The sequence below is a fragment of the Rhizobium sp. NPDC092011 genome (assembly GCF_044756305.1).
Lineage (GTDB): Bacteria > Pseudomonadota > Alphaproteobacteria > Rhizobiales > Rhizobiaceae > Rhizobium.
This window is the reverse complement of sequence record NZ_JBIVSO010000012.1, coordinates 108,942-128,229: the sequence shown is the minus strand read 5'-3', so window position 1 is coordinate 128,229 and position 19,288 is coordinate 108,942. Positions and strand designations below refer to the sequence as shown.

Below are 19,288 nucleotides of genomic sequence, written 5' to 3'. Positions count from 1 at the left end.
GCGTAGCCCTCCTTTAGAGCTGGATGTCGCTGGCAGACTTGATAGTGACCGGGGCCGCGGAGGCGGCAGCGATCGGCGCGGGGGAGACGTAGCCGGCGATGCCGGTGATCGGATCGACGGTGAGGATTTCATCGTTGACACCGGGGATGCCGTGCATCAGCGGATCTTCGGCGACGATGAGCGGCACCAGGATCGGATCGCGGTCCTCCAGATCATCGATGAGCGTGATCGGGTCGAAGTAGCGGAGCTGGAGCTCTTTCATCTTGACCGCATCCATCGAAACGGTCGCAAGGTTGGCGCGAGCGCGGGCCGCATCGCCGGCGAGACGCAGGCGGTTGACTGCGTCGAGCATCGTGGAGAGATGAAGCTTGCGGTTTTCCGCATTCTCCAGTGCGACTTCGCGGCATGCACCCGTCCACTCCCAGATCGACAGGTCGTTCGGGATGGCGGCGGTCGCATCGACGCTCAGCCAGCCGGTGCCGTTCCAGACGCTGATCGTTTTCAGGTCGTACGGATCGACACGGATATCGACCGTGGCCTTGGTCTTCATACGCAACGCCTGGAGTTCGCGGGACTGATAGTAGATCCCGAAGCTTTCGACGCCGTGGTCGGTAACGATGCGCGTAACCTTGGAGCCGAAAATATGGCGGCGAATGCGCGACGGAGGCGGCGGCATGACGCCGTACACCTTGGCCAGACGCATCCAGGCGTTATGCGGCGTCTCACCGGAGAGACCCTCGTGCGGGACATGATGATAGATATCGATGATTGCCTGGCCGAGGAGCGTGTTGACCTCGTCCATAGCCAGCGTCACGCGCTTCGTGGGATCAAGATCGCCCTTCTCGAAGATGTCGCCAAAGGTGCGGCCTTCGAACCAGTGCATGAACTGCTTCGAGAAGGTTTTGAGAACCGACTCGATGGCACCACGCATCTGGGGGCGGCCGGCCTGCGGGAACATGTGCATCATGCCCATGGCGCGGGTGACCGAACGAACACGGTAGTTGTTGAAGGCGCCGCCGTTATCGGTCACCAACAGCTCGGGCGTAAGATGATACGGCCACAGCGAGGTCGCACCACAAAGCTTGGCGAGATAAGCCTTGTCCGTCACCATCATCTCGATGGCATCGATGGCATGCTGTCCGTCAGCAGCGCCCTGCACAAAGCGTAGAGCAAGGATGCAGCGGGTCGCCACGTCAATTGCCACAATGACACGCATACGCGTCGATTTCAGCTTCGCGCGCTGCTCGGCAGTGAGATGGGCGACCATGCCGAGCCAGCCGACCCACTGGAGCAGATCGATCGTCCACTCGTCCATTTCGACGCGTTCGCCGGGGCGCTGGACATCGACCCCCTTGGAGCTGATCTGGTACTTGCGCAAAGCAACATCCATACCCTCGCGGGCCTGGCAGACATGGAAGCCGTCCATGTCCTTGATAAGCTTTTCGAAGACCTTGCGGGTCGGCATCTTGTGCGGCAGGAGAGCGTTGGCTGCGCGGGCCGCGTTGAGCTCGTGGAGCTTAGCTTCGAGCTCGCGATAGAGCACTGCCATCGTCGGTTTGCGCGGATCCGCAAACTCAGCAGCCTTCTCCATCCAGACCAGCATGTCGCCCGCATCATGCACGCTGGGGCGACCCTTGGAGCCGCTGCAGCGTTTCACGAGAGACATGGGTTCGTAGCCGCCTTCGATGTAGCGCTTATAGATACGACGGAAATGACGCTTGCCAGGCAAGGTGATAGTGGTGCGCTTGCCGGCACGCTGCTTGCCGTCCAGCTCGGCCTGGATGAGCGGCATGATGCGGTCAAGCGATTCGTCGCTGAGCGAGACGCGCGGCAACTTGCGGTCGGCGCGGGCTTCTTCCTTCATGCGAAGTACGATGTCGCATGCCGCCGCGTAGTAGGTAACACGGGCCTGCTCGTCGTCTGAGAGATCGACGACGCGTGCTTCATCGAAGCGTGCGCGAGACTTTGCGCGACCTTCGGCGAAGTGATCCTGGTCGAAGTCCAACTTGCCGGAGTGGACGAGATCGTAGATCTGGTCGTGCGTGAAGAACTCGCGCATGGCCGTGTTCTCGCATGGGACGAACACCTGCCCGATATCCGTCACCTGGTATGTGCGGTATTTGGTCTTGTCGATGATGATGAGCGCCGTCGGTGCGAAGTAGTAACGCTTGCTGGCGTCGACGAAATTGCGGGTAAAATTGGTCATGTCTGATCTCCTTTCGATCAGTTGATGTTCAGGGAAAGAGCTGGGTGGGCGGTGGCCGCGAACGGCATGCAGGCGTTGTCCAAGAAGGGCTTGCGACCGCGGCCGTGGTAATCGCCGAAAGCGTTGCGTCCGACCGGCGAAGTGAGCGAGCGCAATTCCTCCTCTGCTTCCTCGAATAGGTGCGGCCAGATCGAACGGCGGCGGCGTTTCAAGTTCTTGGAACGGGGGCGGGGCGTTTGGGCGCGCAAACTCTCCCAAAATTCTTCCAGGCTCTTCTGATCACGCATTGCTTTTGTCATCCCGTCAGCCTCCGCGTCGGTCATGCCGGACGAGCGGTATTCAACGCCGCCTTCGATGGTGCGGATCGCGGTCGAAGCAGCGTAGCTGGACGGAGAAACCGTAGGCAGGCTGGCAGTTTCGATGAGCAGATTCGTCATGTCTGATCTCCTTTCGATCAGTGAATGTTGATGATGAACTCGAGCGACTGAGCCGCCTTGGCGCGGGCGCGCTCGTATTCGCGCAGAGCGCGGCGGAAACCATGCGGGCCGGGCAAATCGTCGTTCGCGGTCGTGAAGCCGGAATTGAGGAGCACCGTCTTGACCTTCTTCAGAAAGTCTTCGAGCAGATCGTCGCAGCGGAATCCCTTCGGACGATTTGGGTCGTCCATCACCGAGCTTTCGAGCGTCAGGTAGATGCGGCACGCCTGGGCGAGGATCTTCGTGCTGCGTGTGAACGAGGCCTTGGTCTGAGCGCCGTGACCGACGCCACGCATCTGTTCAAGCATGCGAAGAACGGCGGTGCCGTGGATGAAGTCGGCCGAGCTGATGGAGTGCGTAGGCGTAGTCATGGAAGGATTCTCCTGTCCGATGGGGGAATTGGTTTCCGAAGCCGCCGGAGCGGCTGCGGACTTGTTCGGGGCGGCGCCAGCGAGGCGACGAAGCAGGCGGGAAAAAGCGGTCATTGGGAGCACCTGTTAGTTGGAGGTTGCGCGGCGGAGGAAGGAGAGGTCGTCGATGCGGCCTGTACCGACGGGAACCAGGACGGCTTCGTCGATGAGGTTCCAGAGCGCGATACGGCGGCCGGCAGAGCACTTCGCGCCCTGGAGAAGATCGTGGAAGCGGACCGAGCCATTGGTTGCGGAGACCAGTCCGAACGCCTCGAGGTATTCGGACTGATTGCGCATGCGTCGGGCATGCAGCTTCCAGCCGGCATTGAACGCTGCGTCGTGGTTCGCGTAGACTTCGGTGACGAGAGCGACGCGATCAGCGAAACCGCCGATGCCCTGGGCCTGCACCGCCGCCAACGTGTCAAGAATGCCGGAGCTGCGCACTTTCGACACGGGCTTGACTGCGACGGCGATACACGTTCCGTCGGCAAGGCGGATCCAGAAGTCGAACGTGGTCTCGTGAACCTCGCCGTGCTGATCCACCCATTCGACGCGTGGCCACTGGTCACGGATTTCAACGATGTCGCGGCGGCTCATCGCGATGACGATGAAGCGGCCCTCGATCGTGCTTTCCATCACGAGCTGGCGGTTGAAGTCGGCATAGTTCATCGCGCCGCGGAAACTTGCGGTGCTCACGAAATCTACGTCGCGGGTGCCGGTCGTCGAGCCGGGCTCGATCCACACCTCACCGGTGGGGGAGCCGTCCTTGGGCATCTGAATGACGCCGAAGTGGTTGCGGTCCGGTACGAGGTACGTGGTCGTATCGGGAATGGTGTTGTCCATAGTGACACCGGCACGGGTGTAGAGCACGCGCTTGAGCGCGGCTTTGGCCTTACGCATCAGGTTCTCCATCAAAGTGGCGAAGGAATTGAGGATGGTCGTCGAGCGGAGGCCGCCAATTGGCAGGCGTCCCTCTCCGGGATTGCGCTCCGCACTCGGCGCGAGCGGTTTTCCCGGACTGCGTTTCGCTCCGGTCGCGAGACCGTGGTCTAGGGTGGTGCCAAGGGCGGTTTTGGTCGTCGTGTTCATTTCGTGCTCCTTTCGAGGGCGCAGTTCTCCCGTCGCCGGAGTGGGCCGGACGCTTGAGGGGAGGTTTTGAATGGGGAGGAGATCTAGCCGGGGTCGGCTAGCAGTTGCGGCGAAGGCGTATCGTGCGATCCGGCATCATCTCGAAGGCGGCGAGTACAGCCTGCATGACGACAGCCTCGAGCTCCTTGGAGCGGATCGAACGCTTTCCACCCTTCGTCGCTGCGGTCTGCGCCGCGCCCGCGCTTTTCACGCGCCGACGGAAGGTGGTCTCCGACGGAACGATCGCGATGCCGAGACCTTCCTTTAAAGCCGTCCATTGGAGCTGGCGATGATAGTCACGCACGGACTGGCGACGGGCATTCGTCAGGCATTCCGAGACTGCCTCGTTGAGAAGCGCCAGCATCTTCTCGCGCGTCTTCTCGACGTTACGACGCTCCAGACGAAGGCATGCACGAGCAATGCGGCGATGAACTTCGGGCGGGGTCGGCTTTGCGAAGGGAACATCGGCATTGGCGAGGTTTAGGTGCGTAGTCATTGGCGCTCCTTTCAGGACGACCGTGGTATTCAGATGGAAACCGTCCCCGTCAGGCAGGCACGGCAAAGGGCATGCGTGTTCGTTCTGCGACACGGCAGTTCTCCTTGCAGGATTGGGATCGGGGTAAGTTAGAGGACGTGCAGGCTACCGAGCGGGGCGCGGGAGACCGTGCCAACTATTCGATCCGCCTTTGCAGCCAGTTCATGAGCGAAAATCGCCTTGACGAATTTCGGATTGCGAGGATCCGCGACGAGTGGTTCGCCACCGACGCGTGAGGCAGCAACATTGCGGATCTCCACCGCGAAGTTGGACCATTCCCGGAAAGTGGGAACGCGTTGGGGACGACGGCTGAGACTTGCAATGAGGCGGATCCGCATCACCACTTCCTGGTGGCGCTTCGCCGACGTCATATTGCGTTTCGTTAGTAACTGCGAAATCTCGGTCAGCATGAGGACGTGCGTGCCACTCACACGGCGCCCAAACCGTGCTTTCAGGAACTCGACAAGCGCTGGCTTGAACGTGTCCAGTTCAGTGATATCGAACATCTTCATCTGCGTACTCCTTACAAACCGCGATGAGCGTGTTGCTCAGCGTTGAGGGATTGGTAGCAGTGCATTTGCCTGCTCGTCTACAAGGAAAAAGCCAGCAAATTCCGGTCTTTAACACCTGTTGCATTGAGCGATGCAACAGGTTTTCGGGCCCAACGAATCCATGTTCGTTTCTGGGTTTGTTCTTTTTTGCGCAGGAGTTTAGGAATTTATTCCTTTGCCGGTTTCTTGGCTCAGGACGAGGGGGTTTTTACCCGCGACCGCGCGATCAGTTGGCCTGTGAGCCTATCGCCCGAAACGGGCTATGTATTCGCGCTATCTTCATCGGAAGGATCCGTGTGTTGAAGAACTCGCGTATATAAGGACGCCGACTGTCGCGGGCGTCAATGTCCGCATTTTAGTAAAATTTTAACTATGGTTAACGCGGCGATTTCCCGGCAACCCGATCAGGGGCTGTTCGCCGCTTTGGCTCGGCGGAGCGATAGACAGCTCTAACTCTTGATACACGCCGAATCCGTTTGTCTCATGCGAAGCACCCGGCGACGATTCTCGGATATCCAATCGAGACGAGGGCTTACGCAATGTACATCGAGAACAGATTCCGCGAGATTGAAGATGCACTTCGGCCGCTGCTGAAGGTGCTCCGCCTGGTGCCAGTACGCGACGAGTACGGACCGTATCATCGGATTTCGTTTCATCGACCGGGCGAGGGCGATTGGCGATCGCCGGTCATGATCATGTTCCCGAACGAGTATCAGACGCAAAAGGCCGAAGCGGAGTGGGAGGATGCCTATGGGGGGATCCAAGACTTCTCCGTCTACGACATCGGAACGAACGGCTGGCAGGCGTATAGATCTCACGGTATCGCCCACGGTCCGATCCTTGGCGGCAAGGACGCAGTTTTGAACCGCACCGCTACGGACCTTCGTGACTACGATCTGCGGCCGTTTGCGAAGGAAGTGCCATTCGTGATCGACAACTCGTACCTAATCGAGGGCTGGGAGAAGCTCAATCAATCCATCTATAACTTTGGTGTCACGGAGATGGAATGCGCCCGAGACGAGACCGGCGAATCCTTGACCTTTGAGTATGCGGGGCATGAGTTCGTTCTTGCTTATCCGGAAGATGGGAACAAGGTTATTCTAACCGTGGACGGCGAACTCGCCGGCGACCCATTGAAGCGTGACCAGAATGCCATCCGAATGTTGTTGGTTTCGACATTCATGGACATCGATCGACGGTCTCGCCCGACTATCTAATCGATATCGTGGTCATCAAAATCGGAGTCATATGGGCCGTATGGGCTTGGGAGGCCGAACTCCCTGGCCCACGCTTCTCTTAACTCGATCGCTGGATGCACGACCTGTCGAAGCGTCTTGCGTGGCTTGATTGGAACTAGCCGGGGATGAATGCCATAATATGAGTTCCCGAGTTTGTATCCGGCTGGAATCTCCGGAAGCAAAGGCTCCGACAGTGCTTTGGCGAAGTCGACCGGCCTGCCGGTCAGAGACGAGTAAATCGCGAGACCTATCATCTTGGCAACTGCTGGCGGCATCGACGAGGTCCCATTGAGTTCCTGTTCCAACGTCGCCCCTTGAATTGCCCAGCCGTGAGGATGCCCTTGGATCGTTTGCATCATTTTGATGGTGAGAGGAATTAGCTCGCCCGTTTTAACTCGAGGGTCGCTTGAGAAGCCCAATCCAAGTTTGGCCCACTCCTCAACGTTCCTTTCGTCGTCCGGTCCTTTGAAAAAGGGAGGCGCGATCTGGCCGGCGCAAAGGCTCAGCCACGTTGAATACCGTCGCGCCGCCGATGTGCGACCAAAGTGAGAGAGCTCCTTTTCGACCAGCTCGCCGATTACCTCGGGAAGAAAGCGGCGCGGAGCATCGGAGAAGGCTGGAAGGATAGGTTTGTCTATACCGCTGCGCACGCCGGTGATCACGCCGATCGTTCTGGACTGGGCAAGTCCGAAGTGGGCGGTATCAAGTGCGTGCCATGCTACGTCGAATCCTTCCCCGGCAAGATCGCGCTCGATTTCCGCACGGCAATGCACGGCTTTGTCTTCCAACATTGATGAGTGGACTTCGAAGAAAAACGCCTTTGGTCGCACTGCCGCGGTGGCAGCCAGGGAGCGCTGATAAAAAGAGCGTTGGTAGTCTTCAGACGTGGAAAATGGGCGCCAGACCGGAAGCGCAGTTATCAAATCGACTTGTTCTGTACAAAGTTTCTTTAGGTGCCATGCAGCGGGTTCTGATGCCAACGGCCACGATGGCCGATTTATCTGCACTGTCGCGAACGCACTACGCCAGCTCTCGTACAACGCCACGGTTCTGTATCCCGCGCTTTGCAAGCCAAGCGCTGCGCAACCGATGCCCGCTCCGAAATCGATGAACGTCAGATCGGCGTTTGCACGGCTAACTGGCGCTCTCTCGGTCGAAAGTGGGACGGCGACTGAGCGGCGGCCTGCGAGAAATTCGATCGCGGGCCGGACATTGTGCAAGTGGCCGGCTGAATTCTCGATATCCTCCCGATACAGCGGCGAGGTTTCAAGCTTCCGCAGAGCATACCAAGCGAACGCGATCGACGCCTGAACGTCGTTGACGAGAGCCAGATCGATCATGCTCGCCAAATCGGCATGTTGGTCGCCAAACAAAATCACAAACAGGGTTCGGGTGACGTTTGCACTGGAACGTATTGGCTCTAACAGGGAAGCTTCAGAGCACGGCTCTTCACAATCCATCGATGGGAGATAAACCACCACCTCATCAAGGCACTTTAGCAACTTCGAAGCGGCGTCCTCGAGTGCCGCAGTGAGGTCCGGCCCCGCAATGCGTCCAGCCGTCTCGAGCGTTTGACTCCGCCGTACGTCGCGCGCTTCTCCAACGGGAAGCCGGGAAAGGAAAGTATCCTGGCCGAGTTTTTCAACAAGCTCGGCATCGACACTTCGGCCCGATTGAAGGCGTGAGAAGAAGTCGCACCTAACTTCCTCGTCGCTATCAACCAAGCGATCGAGCACTTCGGATTGTAGGCCGGCATCCACAGTCGCCTGGGCGTTGTCACCTAAGCATGCTTTGAGCGATATGGCGGTGGTGGCCTCGCGCGGCGACATCCCGATCTCCGATACCAGCCATTCCTTGGTTCGCTCTTTCGTCCATTCCTGAGTTGTTTTCGTGGACTCTACAAGTTCTGCGGTTTCAACAAGGCACCGGGTCAGGTTCGATCGTGCCTTGAGCAGCGCCGCTTTAGCTCTCGTAAGGCGTCTCAGCCGGGCGTCGGCTTCTTTTCTCTCTGCTTTCGCCCTGGACTTCTCATCAGATGGTGCGGTCATTGCGGTCTCCTGTTGGAGACCTCTTACAAAAATCACATTGCGCTTCTCCCAAAAGAAAAGCTCAAGTTGTAGTCGTCAAGGTCAAGGTTCGGTAAGTGGCAAGGGACTTGATCGTGCTGCGCGAAATCCGCGGCGCCGGATTCCTACTGTCTTCGTGCATCGCTGAAAGAGGTCCACGTATGTCTTCGGCCTCGAATTCCGCGACAACGCCCGCGGTGGATGGGACTTGACCTCCTATAACGCAATTTCGATATATGGTCCGCGCCGGCCGGCTGCATCCCTTCCTCTTTAACAGCGAGCTTCGATGGACTATCAGATTGATGTGGCAGATGACGTTCGCATGGCCGAAATCGAGGCATGGTTGGATGCGGAACAGGTGGCATACGATATTGCCGCGCGCAAATGGAATGAAAGCGATTGGCAGGAGCCTCATCCGGTCGAGGGGTTCCGATGCAATTGGGACTCCGTCAAGAGGGCTTGGCAGGAAGGTTCGTCAACAATCCATGTACTCATCGTCAACGACGCGGCGGTTGGGTTCCTCGATGGAACCAACATCCTCGAAATCAGGCCAGACGTGCGCGACAAAGGTTACGGCCGCATTCTAGCTGGTTTCATGGAAGGGTGCGCGCGTGCGGAGGGGCGCTCCGTCCTCGAGATCGAAATTGCGCCGAGAAGCGCCAAACCATTCTGGAAGCGCATGGGCTTCATCCCTGTTGAAGAAAGCCGCGTTGTGAACGGACTCTATGCGTTCAAAGTCTTGCAACGCAATTTCGCTCTGGGTCGTGGCGATCGCGTGCCGTACTCGATCTCGTTCTTTGAGCAGGAAGAGCGGTTTAAGGAAAATCCGACGCCTTTATCCGAACACGTGGGTGAGGGTGAGCGTCTGCCCGATGGTACGATTCAGTTGCCTGAGCGCGTCTTCTGCTTCAACCCGCTGAACCCGCGATACATCGACTACTTCGTGAAGGTTGAGGTGCACGGCGCGGAAATCCTCTACGACAAAGCCAAGTATCCGGAGAGCAAGAAAATCGGAGTGGAGTGCGATCTGGGAGGGATCTTCTTCATTGAGCGGATCGACCTGTGACGACCTAGTCTGATAGCTCCTCCCGCGTAGCGAGCATCAAGTTCGACTGTCGGCGACTTACTTCCGGACCGATTTCGTGCCGTTTCGGTCGGTCGGTCGCAGAGAGCACGTTGTCATCGTTCGCATTGTTGTCCATTCCCCAGCCGACGGGAGGGCCGAGTACCCATTCGTCTATCTGAGGGTTGTAGAGACCGGGCAAGGGGAAGTGGCGATCGATGAGCACGAAGTCCTTCACGTTCATCGAAGCAATTGGCAGGCCGTAGGCAATAGACATCGCCGCGATCATCGCGTCCGCGCCGAGCTTGATCTTCTCATTTTTGAGGTGTTCGCCCCATTTGTTTATTTTTGGTTGCGTTTCGAACAATTGCCTGAGGTGAGAGCAGGCGGCCATTTCTCCCAATATCCGCGATGCTGGCAAGTTCATCTCAAGGAAGTACATGCGCGTGTTCAAAAGCTTCTCAAACCAATCCAGAACAAAACATGCGGTCTCGGAATTCGAGCGCTCGCACAACCGTATTCCATACTCTATCTCGTAGACCGTCACCCACGATATGGCGACGGCTTCTGGCCCCAGGCGGCGGAACCAATTGATCAGCCACGTTGGCGGCTCGGGTAGATGCGCGATGCTGACAACGTTGGTATCGAGTATGACTGCGCCCATGATTTGCCGGGTCCCGCGTGGGTCGATCGATATGGACCTAGGCTAAGGCGTCGGCATTTGCTAAGTGTTTAATTATTGAGTCCTTGGAGACACTCGATGGAATCTCGGAAAATCTGGACCGCAAAAGACGCGCAAGGAGACTTCGAGCGACTGCTTGACGCTGCCAGAAAAGTTGGACCTCAAGAAATTCAGCATGATACAGGCGTTTATGAGCTTCGAGTGAGGCTCGATAGAACCAAAGGCGAAGCGGCCGACTTCCTTGCTCGGCGTTCCTAGCCACGGATTTTCTGCGCGTTCTGGTAAGGATTCGTTAAGCATGAAACCCGTTTCATCCTGAAATACGATACCTACGAGTTCATAAACCGACCGGTCGGTCAGTCCGCCCCCTTCAGCTTCAAATTCCATCTTATGCTTCGAATAGACCACAGAGCACCGTCCGGCGCCTGCCTGGTGGAAGATCAGTACGCCTGCCTAGTCTCCCGGCTTTATGGCAGGGGTGCGGCCAGCGCGACGGCTTTTGATGAAGGTAGCGATCAGCTCGGCGGTCAGATTGGTGGCCTGGTCAAACGAGTCAATCAAGTCGAAAAACCATTCGTCGGGGCGGGAGGCATCCGTTCCTAGCAAGTGAAAAAAGAGTGTAGGGGTGTCAGCGCGAGACCACAGGCCTGTTTTGATGTGCAGCGCGGAAAGATGTACGTATGACGAACCATCCTCATACGCTTCCGTCAGACCCGGATATTGTTCGTTGAGCTTGCGATGAAGAAAAGCGTCGGTGAGGGGGTGGTTGTCCCGTGATCGAAGCTTGAGGTAGCTTTGGTCATTCATCAGCCAAGTGCCCGCGGCCTCTACATCGGCAACCAGCGATAGCCCGAAGATGCGCATGGCGGTGTCGAGTTGAAGCCTTACCAGAGCGGCAGCGGCTAACGTGTTCCGTGTTCGTACAAGGGCGCAGAAAGCGTGGCTCAGCGACGCCGTCTTCTTGATTGCCCCAAGCGCGTACCATTCCACGTCTGCAATAACGGTACCTTGAGGGCCAAGATAGTCTGTAGGAAGGTCCGACAGAGCTCGTGCGACACTCTCAATCCTAGAAAGGCGTTTATCAAGGCCGACAGTGTCGGAAATCGTCGCGTCCACTTGGATCGCCTCCAGCGCTACGCCGCGCACATTATTCAAAAAAGTGTGACGAGAAAGCTCGATGCACAATGCATCTCGGTTCAACACGGCTTCAGTGTAAATTCAAGGCAGAACTTCTGTTGGCCGGTTGTGTGGCATGATCTCACCGCACAACATATTATCGCCGCTCTATTTTAAAATTCCAATTGACGCCAAGAATTTTGTTCGTATTTTGTTCACCATGATGATCGCTCTCCTACGAATACGTCGAATACGTTGAGTCCTTAGCGCCGCATGACGCGGCTAGGGTCAATCATTGTTCGGGTATCGTTATGAGCCACCAGCATTTTGAAATGCCGCAGGCGCTCCATGCTGCGTACAAGCATGCCATTTCCCAAAAATTCTACCCGCTCGGCACCGTGAGGTGTTCCGGCGACGTGATGTTCCGAACTCAGGGGGCACGCGATCTTGGTTGCCTTTTAGATGTCGACGACGACATCGTTGCGTGGCTGTGCCTCCCGATCGAGTTCCCGACGTGCGATGGCGTCCACGTCCCGGATTTCATGGTCGACTACAGAAACGGTAGGCGCGAGTTCCTCGATGCCTGCGATCTGGATGGAGACGCTGCTGTTTCCGAAGGCGCCGCCTGCAGTCACATCCACCACCGTTTCATTTCTCGCGGGGAAATTGAAGAAGGATGGCGGTTGGCGAACGCGAAAGACATGCTGCGCTACGCACATTATCGAACGCCCTTGAACGACAGGCTCCGCATGCTAGCCGTCTTGGACGAGGTGGGCTCGATGGCTATCGGTGATTGCATGAACCTCTTCAGGGAGGTTCAGCCGATGACCGGGATTTCGTGGATGATCCTCAATCGCCTGATCTCTGTAGATCTCGACGAGCGCATGCTTGGACCCGAGACGGTGCTCCGGCGTTTCGTTGCGGGAGGTCCAAGATGATCGACCACCGCAGGGGACCAAGCATGCAGCCAACTTTGGAGCGCCTTGCCTATGGTGTCGCTCTTAAGCACGCCGTCCGCCTCGGCGGAGGCGTCAAGGTGCCCGATCACCGGCAGCATGTCGTCGTGCTACGCCTCCCAATCGGGGCGAACTGCAAGGAGTACGAGAGGGCCGCGCTTGATCTCGTGTGGCGGACCACCGAGCTATCGAACGTCGACGCGGTCTGGCCACGGGTCGATCGACGCGGCAAGCTCCAACTTGATTTGGTGCTTGATGCCATGAACGGCCGAGGGTCATTTGTGATCATTTGGCCGCCGGGCCACGATCTGCCCGAAGAGTTCGACGTTGCGGCTGATCAAATCATCGACGTCGATCCCGTCAGGCCCTATCACCTCGTTGCGGCTGCAAAGTCATTGTCAGGGCAGGTTCTCGGACTCGCCGACGCCAAGGCTCTCCTTGATTTTCCTCTCACTTCGATGTTTGCGGCGCTGCGATTTGGCAGGCCAGCCGAGGATGCGCTCGCGCGATTGCGGCGGATGTCGCAACTTTCTGTCCCGAACACTGAGAAACCAAATCTGGAGAATTTGGTCGGATATGGCGACGCCAAAGTTTGGGGGCTCTCGCTTGCCAAGGATATTCGCGACTGGACAGAAGGTCGTCTTTCCTGGAGCGACATCGACCGCGGTTTACTTCTGAGCGGGCCGCCGGGCACTGGCAAAACTATGTTCGCCGCGGCGCTCGCGACATCTTGCGGCGCCCATCTCGTCGCGACTTCGGCTGCACGCTGGCAATCTGCGGGCTATTTGAGCGATACGCTGACAGCCATGCGCCGAAGCTTCGACGAGGCTATCTCCAACAAGCCGTCGATCCTTTTTCTTGACGAACTCGATGCCATCGGGGATCGCGCTCGGTTGGGGAGCGATGGGCACGAGCTCTACTGGACGCAATGCATCAACCTGCTTCTCGAACTGATGGACGGTCACACCAAGCTGGAAGGGGTGGTGGTCGTCGGCGCGACCAATCATCCTGAGGCGATCGACGCGGCGTTGTTGAGACCCGGACGACTAGATCGGCATTTGAGGATCGGGCTACCCGACCTTGGCGAGCGAAAGCATCTCGCACGGACCTATTTTGGTAAACATCTCTCGGCCAAAGATGTAGATAGCATCGCCGCGGTTACGGCGGGTTTTACCGGGGCGACATTCGAGCAGGCCGGGCGCCAGGTAAGGCGCGAAGCGCGGCGTTTGAAATCTGAAGTCAGCATCGAGATGATCATGCGTGCCCTGCCGCCGGCGCGAAGGCTTGAGGGCCCGCGACGAAGGCTGATCGCTGTGCACGAAGCGGCTCACGCCATTCTAGCCCTGCACTTGCAGCTCGGCACGCTGGACCATGTTGTCGTGCTAGACGCTGCCAGTGGTCCACAGCCGGTTGGTTTCGCCAGGCTGATGGTCAAGGACGACAACGAAATGGATAGGCAGCTCCATCTCGATCGAATTGCGTTCTATCTTGCAGGAAGAGCAGCCGAAGAAGAGCTGCTGGGGACGGCATACGTCGGAGCCGGCGGAGGTCAGGGATCGGATCTCCAGATCGCAACCGACATCGCCACTGAAATGGAAATCTCTTTCGGCATGGGCGAGGGGCTGTCCTATTTCGAGGCTGGCACGCCTCTGCTCCGAGATCGCCTCCGTAGCAGCAATCCGGATATCGCCCTACGCGTCGAGCGGGTGCTCGTACGAGAAATGGCACGAGCCCGCGAGATCGTGAGGCGACGCCGCGCGGCGATCGAGGTGCTCGCTGAGCTCCTGGAAAGGCGGGGACATGCCGAAGGCATGGAGGTAGCGAAAATCTTGGCTGAAACGGAGGATCTTGCAGCATGAGACCGCCGTGGAAGATGATCGTTCGCACTCTAAAGCAGAAACCACCTCCGGTAGCCCGTCCCGCAGTGGCCGCTGCAATCTTGGAAGCTGGAGGGGTGCCACTCAAACTAAGACTAGCAAGGCGCAGCCTCTACCTTCTGTCGGTAACAGCCGAAAATGGGTCCCCGGTCGTTATCGAGACAGAAGGTGGTTTTGTCTGTCTCATTTCTCTCGATGATCTAGCTGAAGTCATTGTGGAGCCGTCCCCGTCCTTAAAGGAGGTGATGGAAGGAGCTGGCGTCACGAGGCGGGCACGACGCAAGATGTCTGAGCGGCGCGGTACCCGGCCACCTTGATGAATTTCTTCAGTCGAGACCGACCAAGCGGAACGCGTGGATATCTAGCTGCGTGGACAACTCTGGCCGTGATCTGTCTGGCCGGCTGTTCCCAGATCACATTTTATTGTCGTCGCCGCGCCGTAACAAAACGAGCTCTTCTCGCGTAGAGCTGAGTATCGCTATATTCACGACGATATAGCGATCCAGAGTTAAACACCCTCAACGCGTCCTACGTCCGGGCGCAGTGGGCTACGCGAGGAGATCACGACTATGGTCAACAGACGTCACGTTCTTACCGGTGCGGGGCTCGGCATCCTCGCACTTCGCTTCGGTTTCACAGGCAGGGCCATAGCCGCGGAAAGCTTTGCCGTGTCGCATACGGATGCGGAATGGCAAAAACTGTTGTCCGCGGATCAATATTCCGTTCTCCGCAAGGAAGGAACCGAATACCCGTTCACCAGCCCGCTCCTCAAGGAACACCGCAAGGGCAACTTCGCCTGCGCGGGCTGCGAGCAGGACGCATTTTCATCGACCACGAAATTCGAAAGCGGCACGGGCTGGCCCAGTTTCTGGGTGCCGCTCGATGGTGCGGTGGCAACGACGACGGATACCTCGTTCGGCATGGCCCGCACCGAGGTTCACTGCAGTCGGTGCGGCGGTCATCTCGGCCATGTCTTCGATGACGGTCCGAAGCCTACCGGTCTTCGCTACTGCATGAACGGCGTCGCCATGACTTTTCATCCGGCTTCGGCCTGATCGCACAGAGACCATTCCATGATCCTCTTCATCCTTGCATATCTCGGCGGCGTCCTGACGATCGTCAGTCCTTGCATTCTTCCGGTGCTGCCGTTCGTTTTCGCCCGCGCTGGGCAGCCTTTCATGCGTAGCACCCTGCCCATGCTCGTGGGCATGGCGGCGACATTTGCCGCTGTCGCAACGCTTGCCGCCTTGGGCGGCGGATGGGCGGTACGGGCGAACGAATATGGTCGCTACGCGGCAATGGCTTTGCTTGCGGCATTTGGCATTGTCCTGCTGTTCCCAGCACTCTCCGACCGTTTGACGCGCCCCATCGTTTCGCTGGGCGCGCGTCTTTCGCAGTCTGCCGACAAGGATGCCCGGACGAGTGGATCGACAATCGTCTCGTCGCTTCTTCTCGGTATTGCCACGGGTCTCTTGTGGGCGCCTTGCGCCGGCCCGGTTCTCGGCCTCATCCTCACCGGCGCTGCTTTGCAAGGCGCAAGTGTCGGCACCACGCTGCTCCTGCTTTTCTATGCACTCGGCGCGGCGACCTCACTTGCCCTGGCACTGCTCGTCGGCGGCAGGGTGTACCAGGTCATGAAACGGTCCCTCGGCGTCGGCGAGTGGCTGCGGCGCGGCGTAGGCATTGCCGTCTTGGTCGCTGTCGTCGCCATCGGACTGGGCCTGGACACCGGATTTCTGACGCGGGCCTCCGTTGCAAGTACGGCGTCGCTGGAGCAACGCCTGATCGACAGTCTCCAGCCGCGGCATCCATCCTCGGTCGTCATGAGCAAGAATGATACAGGCGCCATGATGATGAGCGGCAACCCGGCCATGATGAGCGGGTCGAATGCGATGATGATGCAGGCAAAACCGAAGGCTGGCGCCGACGTCCTCCCTGTCGAAGGCACCATGCCGTCGCTCGACGGTGCCGTTCAGTGGTTGAACTCGCAACCGCTTTCTGTCTCCGCGTTAAAGGGCAAGGTCATCCTCGTTGATTTCTGGACCTATTCCTGCATCAACTGCATCCGCGCCATCCCGTACGTTAAAGCTTGGGCTGAGAAGTACAAGGATCAGGGACTGGTCGTGATCGGCGTGCATGCGCCGGAGTTCGCTTTCGAGAAGAACGTCGACAACGTGAAGAAGGCGGTCGGCGATCTCGGCATCGCCTATCCGGTGGCGATCGACAACGACTACGCCATTTGGCGCGCTTTCGACAATCAGTACTGGCCGGCGCATTATTTCATCGATGCTCAAGGGCGCGTGCGGCATCACCATTTTGGGGAAGGCGAGTATGACCAGTCCGAGAGGGTCATCCAGCAGCTCCTTGCGGAGGCCGGCAAGTCAAACGTGGCCGGCGATGTCGTTGACGTGATAGCGACGGGTGCCGAAGCAGCCTCCAACGCGAGCGATGTCCAGTCTCCTGAAACCTATGTCGGCTGGCAGCGCTCGGAGCACTTCGTCGATGCCAAGGGCACCACCAACGACGCGCCGCACGTCTATACCGCCGCCGAACCTCGCCTGAACGAATGGGGACTGACGGGGAACTGGACCGTCGGCGCTGAGAACGCGGATCTGAACGACAAGGACGGCAGCGTGTACTTTCGTTTCCACGCCCGCGATCTGCACCTTGTCCTCGGCCCCGGCGTCGATGGCAGGCCCGTGCGCTTCAAGGTCACGGTCGATGGGAAGGCGCCGGGCGACAGCCATGGTGTCGATACCGATGCGGATGGGAACGGCACGGTGACCGGGCAGCGACTTTATCAGCTTTTGCGCCAGCGCGGGCCAGTAGCCGATCATACGTTCGAGATTCGCTTCCTCGATCCCGGCGTACAAGCCTACGCCTTTACCTTCGGCTGACGGAGACTGCGCATTGGGCGCTCGCAAGGGCGGGGACAGGCTCACGAGGACTAAGCCTGATCCCGTCAAACTTAGATTTGTTATCGCGCACAGATCAAAGACGTGAGCGAGCCGGCGGACCCATCGAATCCTTCAACTAGCCCTGCCATTGCATCATCCATGAACCCTGACCGACGGCGCAGTCCCTTGGCTATTCCAAGACGATCTTCGACATTCTGCTCTTGACTGAGCTTGGCGGTCAAATCGGCTGTTTCGATCCTGACGCGAAACCCGCGAATGAGTGCAGACCACGCCGCATAGGTTTCGGTAGCGATTTCGTGGAACTGCCAGCCGCCACCCGGTTCGAGCTTTTGGACCAGGTCTCTTATCTGGTCTCGAAGCTCGGTCGTGTTCAATGGCGTCACGCGCCCGGTCACGACGAGGTTCAGGTAGTTGTATGTCGGTGCGGTCCGGCTCCGGTCGGCGTCCCTGGTGGGGAAGCGGCCCTCGTACCAACTGGGCGAGATCGCTGTCGATGGCCCGTGAAAACATACGGTGACGAAAGGATCCGTCTGCATCGTCTCGAACGCCGGATTTGCCACGGCAATATGAAACTCCAGGCTCTCAGAGCCATCGGCGCCAGTGCTCAAGGTTGCCGGCGCGTGCACAGCGAGCGGAGAGGTCGGGCCGTTGACCATGATGGTCGCAAAGGGGAAGGCTGAAACCATGGCTGGGATCAGGTCGGGCTCGTTGAGCTTGAATTCGGCGTAGTGCATGAATCACCTCGATCCGAGCAATGGTGATATCGCATCGATCAGGACGCCGAGCGCGGATGCATCCTTATCGTCATCGCCAGATGCCTCGAACTCGGCGAGTTCAATGCCGACGATCTGCTGTGCCGGAATTTTCTCGAATATGGTGCGCAGCGTCTTCGGCAGCAGGCCATCCCGCACGGCGTAGGCGGCAGGTACGAAGCCAGGTTCCATTGAATCCCAATCGATATGGATCCATACAGGGCGATCGCCGATAATCGACAGGATCGAGTCCGGATTAGTTTGCGTCGGTGAAAGGGATCGGACACCAGCGCGCTCGAGCAGTCTAGCTTCCACAGGATCGATATCTCTTGCTCCTGCAATTACGATCCTGGTGGGATCCACGCCTTGGCCAAAGCCGCTTTCCCAGAAACCACACACCGCGGCGAGGACCATGCCACCCAGGTATCCGCTCTCGGTGGTGTCCGGCGTATTGAAGTCACCATGCGCATCGATCCAGAGGATTGTCGCTTCGGGAAATAGACGCGCAACAACCGGCAATGTCGCCAAGCTCGCGGAGCAGGTGTTCATGGCCATCAATGGCGTGTTGCCGCGGCCGAAGATATCGACCACCTCGGTCTGGAGCTTGGACAGACTGTCGCGCGCGTCCGGCAGGCTGTTCGACCAGTCGTCCTGTTTGGCCGGTGACGGCGTTCCGATGGAGCACGCAGACAGTCCGGTTAGATCCTGAAGGGCCTTCGCCGTCTTGGCCGCGCCCGTGATGGCACCAGGTGTTCGGTCGGCGATGCGTCCCTGCGAAACAATTATCTCGAACGTCAAATCCATACTCCCTGCTTAAGCCTGCCGGCGGCCAGCCGCTGTTGCGCCGCTAAGGTGATCGCTATATTCCAACGGATATATCGACCAGCACGGCGGTTGCAACTCAGAAGTTTTCGGCCGCAAGCACATAGAGGCGTTCATGTCCGACCCGAAGATCCACCTTTTTTCCTACGGCACTTTGCAGTTGGAAAACGTCCAGATGTCGTCGTTTGGGCGGCTCCTCACCGGGCGACCTGACGCCATGCCGGGTTTCCGCAAAGAGATGGTAGAAATCACCGACCCTGATGTGCTCGCGAAGAGCGGCGAGCGGTTTCACCCGATTGTTATTCTGTCGGACAGCTACGGCGACGCGATCGCCGGCACAGTCTTCGATATCACGGCTGCTGAGCTCGAGGCTGCGGACGCTTACGAGGTGTCCGACTACAAGCGGATCGAAGTTGTGCTCGCCTCGGGCACAAAAGCCTGGGTCTACGTAAAGGCGTGAAGCGACACCGCCTCAGACTGCTCCCTCGCGGC

The 19,288-nt window shown here is 58.4% G+C and carries 19 protein-coding genes; 7 read left to right on the top strand and 12 right to left on the bottom strand.

What is annotated here, in order from left to right:
* Positions 1–13: 13 nt before the first annotated feature.
* From ACIQJ2_RS30865 to ACIQJ2_RS30840, 6 genes are all read right to left on the bottom strand, one after another.
* Complete coding sequence (locus ACIQJ2_RS30865) at positions 14–2,206, bottom strand: Mu transposase C-terminal domain-containing protein (RefSeq protein WP_047627473.1); 2,193 nt, start codon at positions 2,204–2,206, stop codon at positions 14–16.
* A 17-nt stretch (positions 2,207–2,223) separates the two neighbouring features.
* Complete coding sequence (locus tag ACIQJ2_RS30860) at positions 2,224–2,643, bottom strand: hypothetical protein (protein ID WP_047627472.1); 420 nt, start codon at positions 2,641–2,643, stop codon at positions 2,224–2,226.
* Between the two features lie 17 nt (positions 2,644–2,660).
* Entirely contained in the window at positions 2,661–3,053 is a 393-nt protein-coding gene (locus ACIQJ2_RS30855; protein ID WP_147413885.1) for a hypothetical protein, read from the bottom strand.
* A 126-nt stretch (positions 3,054–3,179) separates the two neighbouring features.
* The gene (locus ACIQJ2_RS30850; protein WP_052227463.1) at positions 3,180–4,181 is read right to left on the bottom strand and encodes a hypothetical protein; all 1,002 of its coding nucleotides are present in this window, start codon (positions 4,179–4,181) and stop codon (positions 3,180–3,182) included.
* A 97-nt stretch (positions 4,182–4,278) separates the two neighbouring features.
* The gene (locus ACIQJ2_RS30845; RefSeq protein ID WP_047627470.1) at positions 4,279–4,716 is read right to left on the bottom strand and encodes a hypothetical protein; all 438 of its coding nucleotides are present in this window, start codon (positions 4,714–4,716) and stop codon (positions 4,279–4,281) included.
* Positions 4,717–4,844: 128 nt separating this feature from the next.
* Positions 4,845–5,267: a hypothetical protein gene (locus ACIQJ2_RS30840; RefSeq protein WP_047627469.1), complete on the bottom strand. Its 423-nt coding sequence runs from the start codon at positions 5,265–5,267 to the stop codon at positions 4,845–4,847.
* A 578-nt stretch (positions 5,268–5,845) separates the two neighbouring features.
* On the opposite strand from ACIQJ2_RS30840, the gene ACIQJ2_RS30835 reads away from it, so the two are divergent.
* Positions 5,846–6,523 (top strand): hypothetical protein, encoded by a 678-nt coding sequence (locus ACIQJ2_RS30835; protein WP_047627468.1) that lies wholly within the window; start codon positions 5,846–5,848, stop codon positions 6,521–6,523.
* On the opposite strand, the gene ACIQJ2_RS30830 is transcribed toward ACIQJ2_RS30835, so the two are convergent.
* Positions 6,520–8,592: a DNA cytosine methyltransferase gene (locus ACIQJ2_RS30830; RefSeq protein WP_047627466.1), complete on the bottom strand. Its 2,073-nt coding sequence runs from the start codon at positions 8,590–8,592 to the stop codon at positions 6,520–6,522. The two genes, ACIQJ2_RS30835 and ACIQJ2_RS30830, sit on opposite strands and share 4 nt — an antisense overlap.
* 304 nt (positions 8,593–8,896) lie before the next feature.
* On the opposite strand from ACIQJ2_RS30830, the gene ACIQJ2_RS30825 reads away from it, so the two are divergent.
* A complete protein-coding gene (locus tag ACIQJ2_RS30825; protein WP_047627465.1) occupies positions 8,897–9,676 on the top strand; it encodes a GNAT family N-acetyltransferase in 780 nt (259 codons plus the stop codon).
* A 4-nt stretch (positions 9,677–9,680) separates the two neighbouring features.
* On the opposite strand, the gene ACIQJ2_RS30820 is transcribed toward ACIQJ2_RS30825, so the two are convergent.
* From ACIQJ2_RS30820 to ACIQJ2_RS30810, 3 genes are all read right to left on the bottom strand, one after another.
* Positions 9,681–10,337: a type II toxin-antitoxin system VapC family toxin gene (locus ACIQJ2_RS30820; protein ID WP_052227462.1), complete on the bottom strand. Its 657-nt coding sequence runs from the start codon at positions 10,335–10,337 to the stop codon at positions 9,681–9,683.
* A gap of 72 nt (positions 10,338–10,409) precedes the next feature.
* Complete coding sequence (locus ACIQJ2_RS30815) at positions 10,410–10,742, bottom strand: hypothetical protein (RefSeq protein ID WP_120296419.1); 333 nt, start codon at positions 10,740–10,742, stop codon at positions 10,410–10,412.
* A 66-nt stretch (positions 10,743–10,808) separates the two neighbouring features.
* Entirely contained in the window at positions 10,809–11,555 is a 747-nt protein-coding gene (locus ACIQJ2_RS30810; protein WP_130270583.1) for a hypothetical protein, read from the bottom strand.
* 227 nt (positions 11,556–11,782) lie between these two features.
* Between ACIQJ2_RS30810 and ACIQJ2_RS30805 the strand changes: the two genes are divergently transcribed.
* From ACIQJ2_RS30805 to ACIQJ2_RS30790, 4 genes are all read left to right on the top strand, one after another.
* On the top strand, positions 11,783–12,409 hold the full coding sequence (locus ACIQJ2_RS30805; RefSeq protein ID WP_245432218.1) for a hypothetical protein: 627 nt from the start codon (positions 11,783–11,785) through the stop codon (positions 12,407–12,409).
* A gap of 23 nt (positions 12,410–12,432) precedes the next feature.
* Entirely contained in the window at positions 12,433–14,286 is a 1,854-nt protein-coding gene (locus tag ACIQJ2_RS30800) for an AAA family ATPase (protein ID WP_047628741.1), read from the top strand.
* Positions 14,287–14,873: 587 nt separating this feature from the next.
* Positions 14,874–15,359 carry a peptide-methionine (R)-S-oxide reductase MsrB gene (msrB, locus tag ACIQJ2_RS30795; protein ID WP_047627461.1) on the top strand — a complete coding sequence of 162 codons (486 nt, stop codon included), beginning with the start codon at positions 14,874–14,876 and terminating at the stop codon, positions 15,357–15,359.
* 18 nt (positions 15,360–15,377) lie between these two features.
* Complete coding sequence (locus ACIQJ2_RS30790; RefSeq protein ID WP_047627460.1) at positions 15,378–17,201, top strand: cytochrome c biogenesis protein DipZ; 1,824 nt, start codon at positions 15,378–15,380, stop codon at positions 17,199–17,201.
* Positions 17,202–17,281: 80 nt separating this feature from the next.
* Here the strand turns inward: ACIQJ2_RS30790 and ACIQJ2_RS30785 are convergent, their stop codons facing one another.
* Both ACIQJ2_RS30785 and ACIQJ2_RS30780 read right to left on the bottom strand, forming a co-directional pair.
* Positions 17,282–17,956 carry an FMN-binding negative transcriptional regulator gene (locus ACIQJ2_RS30785; protein WP_047627458.1) on the bottom strand — a complete coding sequence of 225 codons (675 nt, stop codon included), beginning with the start codon at positions 17,954–17,956 and terminating at the stop codon, positions 17,282–17,284.
* Positions 17,957–17,959: 3 nt separating this feature from the next.
* The gene (locus ACIQJ2_RS30780; protein ID WP_400674149.1) at positions 17,960–18,772 is read right to left on the bottom strand and encodes an arginase family protein; all 813 of its coding nucleotides are present in this window, start codon (positions 18,770–18,772) and stop codon (positions 17,960–17,962) included.
* Positions 18,773–18,911: 139 nt separating this feature from the next.
* On the opposite strand from ACIQJ2_RS30780, the gene ACIQJ2_RS30775 reads away from it, so the two are divergent.
* On the top strand, positions 18,912–19,256 hold the full coding sequence (locus tag ACIQJ2_RS30775) for a gamma-glutamylcyclotransferase family protein (RefSeq protein ID WP_047627455.1): 345 nt from the start codon (positions 18,912–18,914) through the stop codon (positions 19,254–19,256).
* The last annotated feature ends 32 nt before the right edge of the window (positions 19,257–19,288 follow it).